This window comes from Niveispirillum sp. SYP-B3756 (assembly GCF_009495745.1).
Classification (GTDB): Bacteria; Pseudomonadota; Alphaproteobacteria; order Azospirillales; family Azospirillaceae; genus Niveispirillum.
The window spans coordinates 1-6,207 of sequence record NZ_WIDQ01000038.1 but is presented as its reverse complement, the minus strand read 5'-3'; the positions used below and the strand labels follow the sequence as shown (position 1 = coordinate 6,207).

Genomic DNA, 6,207 nt, shown 5'->3' with positions numbered 1-6,207 from the left:
GGGACAGGATCGACCATTCGTGGTCCGTAAGTTCGTAGCGGCGGCGCGTCATCAGGGGCTCCTTGTCAAAGCCCTTGAATCACGACGCCAATTCCAAACCAAGCAGTTTTATGAGTTTACTGCCTAGTCCAGCGCGAAGACCATCGCCTTCAGATACTGGGTTTCCGGCAGCAGCGGATGCACCGGATGGTCGGGCCCGGCGCCGGCGAAGCGCAGGATGCGCCCCTGGCGGCCGGCATCGCCCAGCCCGCGCGCCACCTCCTGGTGGAACAAAGGCGGTTCCATGTTGTGGGAGCAGGATGCCACCAGCAACATGCCGCCTGGTGCCACCAGTTTGGCGGCGGTCTTGGTCATGCGGCGATAGGCGCGGCTGCCCACGGCCAGATCCTTGCGGGATTTCACGAAGGCCGGCGGATCGGCGATCACGACCTCAAACGTGCGACCCTCTGCCACCCACTGGTCCATCAGGGTGAAGGCATCGCCCTTGGCCGTGTCCACCCGATCGGTCACACCATTGGCCTCTGCCGCCTTGGCCGCGATGGAAAGCGAAAGGGCAGAGCGGTCGACCAGGGTGACATGGGCAGCACCGCGCTTGGCCGCCAGCACGCCGAACCCACCGGCATAGGTATAGAAATCGACGACCGACTTGCCCTTGCACAGGTTGGCGATGAAGGCGCGGTTGTCGCGCTGGTCAAAGAACCAGCCGGTCTTCTGGCCTTCCGACAGGTCGGCAAAGAAGGTGGCACCGTTTTCTTCCAGCGGGATCAGCCCCTCGATGCTGCCCTTGGCAACCCGCACTTCCTCCGGCAGACCTTCATAGGTGCGCGCAGCGCTGTCATTGCGCAGCACGATGGCGCGCGGGTTCAGCACCTCGTCCAGGGCGGCCAGGATCATCGGAATGCGGCGATCCATGGCCACATTGTTGGCCTGCACCACCACCACATCACCATAGCGGTCGATGATCAGCGCCGGCAGCCCGTCGCTTTCGGCATGGATCAGGCGATAGAAGGGCCGATCGAACAGCCGGTCACGGATTTCCAGGGCCCGGCGGATACGGTTCACGAAGAAGCCGGTATCAATCACCGTGGCGGCATCGCGCGACAGGAAGCGCGACGCGATCAGCGTATGCGGGTTGAAGGTGGCAATGCCCAGCGTGGCTCCACCGGCATCGGTGACGCGCACGATGGAACCGGCCGGCAGCGCCTTGGCCGCCTTATCCATATCCACTTCGTTGGAATAGACCCAGGGATGGCCATGCTGGGCGCGCTTGTGCCGGCCCGCCTGCAGGCGGATCACCGGCAGGGCGGCAGGTTTGGCAACTGGGGTGGAGTCGGGGGCCGTCGCGGCAGCATTCTCAGTCATGCGCGGAAAATACAATGCCGCCCCACCCCCGCCAAGGGGAGCACCCGTTCAGGCTTTGCGCGTCAGACCAGCACGCGGCACAGGCGCAGATCTTCCCGATGATGGCCATGGCTGATGGCACGTTCCAGGGCGCGTGAGGGGGCCGCCGGCCCGTCGGCCTGCGGCAGGTGCAGATGCACGGCCCCGCAGGCCCGCTCCTGCGCCTCCCGGTCCATGTCGGCCAGCAGCAGGTCGATCGCCACCTCCGGCTCGAACAGGTCCAGCGCCAGGAACATGTCCACCTGCAGCACCGTGCCATGCTTCGGGCTGGGCATGGCCTGGAAGGCATAAAGCCCGTGGATATAGCCATGATCCACCTGGGCGACGCGAATGCCGCCCTCGCTCGCCGCGATCATACGTGCGGCATAATCGCGCCATTCCTCCCGGCTGATACCGGACTTGCCCGCCTGGATCAGCGGGTAGACCTGATCAATGCGGCGCCGGTCCAGGGGTGTGACGGTGAAACGGTCGGACATCATGGGTCGGATTCTTCGTCTGGGGGAACGGGACAGTCACCGCCCGTGACGTAACCTGATGCCAGACCCGCCCCGAAAATGCTTTGATCCAGGTCAAGGCAGGGCCATGATACGGAAGTATATCTGTTCACGGCTGAACGGTTGTGGAATCATTTCAATTGGTGGCAATATGGTCCACCAGACCACGGCGGTTGAAGAGCAGGCTGCGGCCCGGATTGGAAGCGTTATCATCGCTGATCCGGGGCTGCGCAGCCTGCCTTATTCATTTTGGTTGCCGGGGTGTATCAGGATGGGGGGTGGCTTCATGGAACCAGCGACGGGTGCGCACGCGGCATTGGCCCCAATCCCTGCCAACAATGCGGCAGGCGCGGATATCAACCCCTGCAGCGCCTGCCCGGTGCGCTCCCTCTCCGTCTGCTCCGCCTTGGAGCAGGAGGAATTGCGGCGCCTGGCCGAAATTCTGGTCAATATGAAGGTTGAACCCGGCCATACCATGTTCTCTGAGGGGGACAAGGCCGACATGCTGTTCAACGTCACTTCCGGCACCATGAAGCTGTACAAGCTGCTGCCCGACGGTCGGCGGCAGATCACCGGTTTCCTGCTGGCCGGGGATTTCATGGGTCTGTCGGTTAATGACACCTATGCCTATTCGGCCGAAGCGGTGACCCAGGCCACGCTCTGCCGTTTCCCGCGTCGCCGGCTGGAGGCGCTGCTGGAAGATTATCCCAAGATGCAGCGCCGCCTGTTCGCCATGGCCTCGAACGAACTGGCCGCTGCGCAGGACCAGATGCTGCTGCTGGGCCGCAAGAACGCCAAGGAGCGAATCGCCTCCTTCCTGCTGCTGCTCTCCCAGCGGGCGGTGCGGCGTGGCTTCAAGGATAATCCGGTGCATGTGCCGATGAGCCGGTCGGACATTGCCGATTATCTGGGCCTGACGACGGAAACCGTCAGCCGCACCTTCACTCAGCTGAAGACCAGCCGCGTCATCGCCTTGATGGAAGGCGGCAAGGTCAAGATCAATGACCGCGACGCGCTGCAGGATCTGGCCGACGGCGCGACCTGATCGGGAGTAGGGGCAATGGCTGGCATCAACGGACTTGGCAGCAGTTTGACCAGCGCGCTTTCCGGTGCGCTGGCGCAGACGCAGCGCCTGTCCAATTCTGCCAGCAATGTTGCCAATGCCCGCAGTACCGGGGCCATTCCCGGTGCCAACGGTACGGTGTCGGCGGGCAAGAATGCGGCCTATGCCCCCAGCGCCACCGATACAGTGGCGGCCGATGGCGGCGGTACGCGGGCGGTATCCCGCCCCGTCACCCCCGCCTATATCCCGGAATATCAGCCGGACAGCCCGCAGGCCGATGGCAATGGGCTGGTGGCCGCGCCTAATGTGGACCCGGTGAGCGAAACCACCACCCAGATCGGCGCGCTGTCCGCATATAAGGCCAATTTGGCCGTTATCCGCACCCAGGATGACATGCAGCGCGAAGCCATCAATACGCTGGCGTGAGGGGTATCCTTTAGGGTCCGTCCGGCAAGTTATATGGCGGGCTAGTTTGTGATGCTGTGCCATGCTTCAGCCGCGCTACGCTGCAGTTCAGCAGCCGCCCGGATGTGGCCCCATCTGGGATGACGCGCGTGCCGGCATCCTGCACCATGTCAGCAGGGGTGTTTGACCTGGATAAGATACAGGCCGAGGGCTGGACGCCGGGCACCCCGATCCTTTGGGATGACGACGCCAAGCGCTCTGAACCGCACCGGGATTGTCGGCGGCTCCAACTCCTGAGAGGATGGGGCTACCATGAGCAAGACAACAAACAAGTTTTCGGCTGAAGTCCGCGAGCGTGCTGTCCGGCTGGTGCTGGATCACGAGAAGGATCATCCATCGCGATGGGCGGCGGTGTCATCCGTGGCGTCGAAGATCGGGTGTTCGGCGCACACGCTGAATGAGTGGGTCAAGAAGGCCGAGGTGGAAAGCGGCAGCCATGCTGGCGTTCCGCTGGATGTGCTGGAGAAGCTGAAGGCGCAGGAGCGGGAGATCCGGGAGTTGCGCCAGGCGAATGAGATCCTGCGCAAGGCGTCGGCATATTTTGCGATGGCGGAGCTCGACCGCCGACCGAAATGATGCTGGGTTTCATTGATGCCCACCGCCAGGAATACGGGGTCGAGATCCTATGAGGTGAAGAGCGGCCGGAACCGCGTCAGAGTTCTGGTCCAGCACTGAACCCGGAGGCCGTCATGTCCAACGCACCCACTGCGTCCACCATTCGTGTCGAACTCGGCGCGATCTTCGTTTCGCTTGAACTGAGCCAGTCGAAGTGGCTGGTCACATCGTTGACGCCGGGTGGCGGCGAGAAGATGTCAAACCCGGATTTGTCACCGGTTGCCGGCATTTTTCCGGATTTATTTTTGATAACAAGTAATTACCCTTATTTTGGAGCGGTTAAGAATTTACAGGGTGTTTTTCGGGATGCGGTTTGCGGATCATGGTCGGCGGGTGGTCATGGGGGCGTTTGACGGGGGAGAAATCACCTCGGATGCGGGCGGGCTGCTGTTGCGTGAGGTGGCTGGTCGGCTGAATTTGTTTGAGCGGATGGCGGCCTGCTTTGAGGACCGACGCAACCGTAAGCAGGTGACGCATCCGCTGCCCGATCTACTGGCTCAGCGGGTCGTCGCCATGGCGCTGGGATACGAGGACCTCAACGATCACGACCGGATGCGCCACGATCCGCTGCTGAAGGTGACGGCGGCAGCCAGGCCGCGGGTGCCGGGTGGCGCGCCGCTGCCGGCGCTGGCCGGGAGTTCGACGCTGGGTCGGCTGGAGCGGCGTTTTGAGGAGGCCGACCGGCGTTATCACAAGTTCACCGCGCAGCCGTCACGCCTGCAGGATCTGTATGTCGAGCTGTTCACCGGCAGTTACGCGACAGCGCCGGAGCGGATCATTCTGGATATCGACGCGACGGATATTGAAACGCATGGCCATCAGCAGGGAAGCTTCTTCCACGGTTATTATGAGCATCGTTGCTTTCTGCCGCTTTATATTTACTGTGGCCCGCATCTGCTGCTCTCCAAGCTGCGCCCCGGCAATGTGGACGGTGCCGAAGGAGCCAAGGCGGCCATCAAGCGGGTGGTGGGCAACATCCGCCGCCACTGGCCCAAGGTCAGCATCCTGGTGCGCGGGGATTCCGGGTTCGCGCGCGCGAACCTGATGAACTGGTGCGAGGCCAACGGCGTCGATTATATTTTCGGCCTGCCGCGCAACGACTATCTTCTGCATAAGGACCGCAAGATCCGCTCACGCGCGGCGATGGAATTCCTGGCCACGGGGGAAACGGCGGAAATGTTCGGAAGTTTCTATCACCAGACCCGCTCGGACAGCTGGACCCGGCCCCGCCACGTCATCGCCAAGGTGCTGCACCGGTCGGGGACAGAACAACGCTGCCGGTTTCTGGTCACCTCTCTGGACTGGAACGCGTCTGCCGTCATTGAGGCCCTGGCCCAAGCCCGCGATGCCGCGGAAAATCAAGGGGATAAGCCGCCGTGCGACCGGCTGGCCCGGACGATCTACAAGGCACTGTACTGCCCGCGCGGCGATATGGAGAACCGGATCAAGGACTGCCAGCTTGATCTTTTCGGATACCGGGCCTCGGCCCATGCCTTCAAAACCAACCAGACCCGGCTGATCCTGGCCGGCTTCGCCGATGTGCTGATGACGCAATTGCGGCTCATGGCGTTGCAAGCCACCGACCTGGCCAAGGCCGCCCCCCATACCATCCGGCAGAAGCTGCTGAAAATCGGCGCCCGGGTGGTCACCTCGCTACGGCGGATCCGGATTTCCATGCCCGACGCCTGCCCTGTCCAGCACATCTTCTTCACCGCCTGGCGCGCCCTGGCCTCACCCTGACCTCCTCTGCTTCCAGCGAACGGAAACTGACCGCCTGATCCAAGGGCCCGATCGAAGGGAATGATGAGGCACGCCCGCTCGCAACAAGATTTACCTCCTTTGGTTGTTATTCGGCGCGATTATGTCGAGGCTGGATTTCGTCCCGGTTCTGCGCGAAGCCCTGATCCGAAAAATCGCATCCCCAACCCGGCGCCGGAGCCCAAATGCGACCGATTTCTCAGGCAAAAAAAATCCCGTGACGAATCCGGGTCGCATGGTGCCATCTACGCTCATTTTCACTTTCATCTGGTAGCTATATGGTAGCTAGAGCATCGCGCGAGAAAGCGGAATCGAAGGATTCCCTTTTTGGTCTGGATGTGATTCATCTTTATCGGAGGTGGATCATGGGCAAGGCGTATTCAGAAGATCTTCGGGAACGCGTTGAAGCGC

The 6,207-nt window shown here is 62.3% G+C and carries 5 protein-coding genes, 2 pseudogenes and 1 other annotated feature; of the genes and pseudogenes, 5 read left to right on the top strand and 2 right to left on the bottom strand.

Going from position 1 to position 6,207, the window contains the following annotated elements:
- Window positions 1–123: 123 nt before the first annotated feature.
- Together GE253_RS25475 and GE253_RS25470 are read right to left on the bottom strand one after the other, a co-directional pair.
- Window positions 124–1,362 carry a class I SAM-dependent rRNA methyltransferase gene (locus GE253_RS25475; protein WP_153206961.1) on the bottom strand — a complete coding sequence of 413 codons (1,239 nt, stop codon included), beginning with the start codon at window positions 1,360–1,362 and terminating at the stop codon, window positions 124–126.
- A 62-nt stretch (window positions 1,363–1,424) separates the two neighbouring features.
- Window positions 1,425–1,880, bottom strand: coding sequence for a hypothetical protein (locus GE253_RS25470; RefSeq protein WP_153206960.1), 456 nt, complete (start codon window positions 1,878–1,880; stop codon window positions 1,425–1,427).
- Between the two features lie 301 nt (window positions 1,881–2,181).
- On the opposite strand from GE253_RS25470, the gene GE253_RS25465 reads away from it, so the two are divergent.
- The 5 genes and pseudogenes from GE253_RS25465 (at window position 2,182) to GE253_RS25445 (ending at window position 5,778) form a co-directional block, all read left to right on the top strand.
- On the top strand, window positions 2,182–2,940 hold the full coding sequence (locus GE253_RS25465) for a helix-turn-helix domain-containing protein (RefSeq protein WP_153206959.1): 759 nt from the start codon (window positions 2,182–2,184) through the stop codon (window positions 2,938–2,940).
- A gap of 15 nt (window positions 2,941–2,955) precedes the next feature.
- A complete protein-coding gene (locus tag GE253_RS25460; protein ID WP_153206958.1) occupies window positions 2,956–3,384 on the top strand; it encodes a flagellar basal body rod C-terminal domain-containing protein in 429 nt (142 codons plus the stop codon).
- Window positions 3,385–3,675: 291 nt separating this feature from the next.
- A pseudogene (locus GE253_RS25455) lies at window positions 3,676–4,043 on the top strand (transposase); the annotation flags it as partial.
- Window positions 3,957–4,075 (top strand) — a sequence feature (AL1L pseudoknot). (Overlaps the previous pseudogene by 87 nt.)
- Window positions 4,076–4,112: 37 nt before the next feature.
- A pseudogene (locus GE253_RS25450) lies at window positions 4,113–4,238 on the top strand (IS110 family transposase); the annotation flags it as partial.
- Between the two features lie 106 nt (window positions 4,239–4,344).
- Window positions 4,345–5,778 carry an IS1380 family transposase gene (locus GE253_RS25445; protein WP_153206957.1) on the top strand — a complete coding sequence of 478 codons (1,434 nt, stop codon included), beginning with the start codon at window positions 4,345–4,347 and terminating at the stop codon, window positions 5,776–5,778.
- The last annotated feature ends 429 nt before the right edge of the window (window positions 5,779–6,207 follow it).

Coding starts and splice junctions, on each gene's coding strand:
- GE253_RS25460 (WP_153206958.1), top strand. CDS start 2,956: ATGGCTGGCATCAACGGACTTGGCAGCAGTTTGACCAGCGCGCTTTCC.
- GE253_RS25470 (WP_153206960.1), bottom strand. CDS start 1,880: ATGATGTCCGACCGTTTCACCGTCACACCCCTGGACCGGCGCCGCATT.
- GE253_RS25445 (WP_153206957.1), top strand. CDS start 4,345: ATGCGGTTTGCGGATCATGGTCGGCGGGTGGTCATGGGGGCGTTTGAC.
- GE253_RS25475 (WP_153206961.1), bottom strand. CDS start 1,362: ATGACTGAGAATGCTGCCGCGACGGCCCCCGACTCCACCCCAGTTGCC.
- GE253_RS25465 (WP_153206959.1), top strand. CDS start 2,182: ATGGAACCAGCGACGGGTGCGCACGCGGCATTGGCCCCAATCCCTGCC.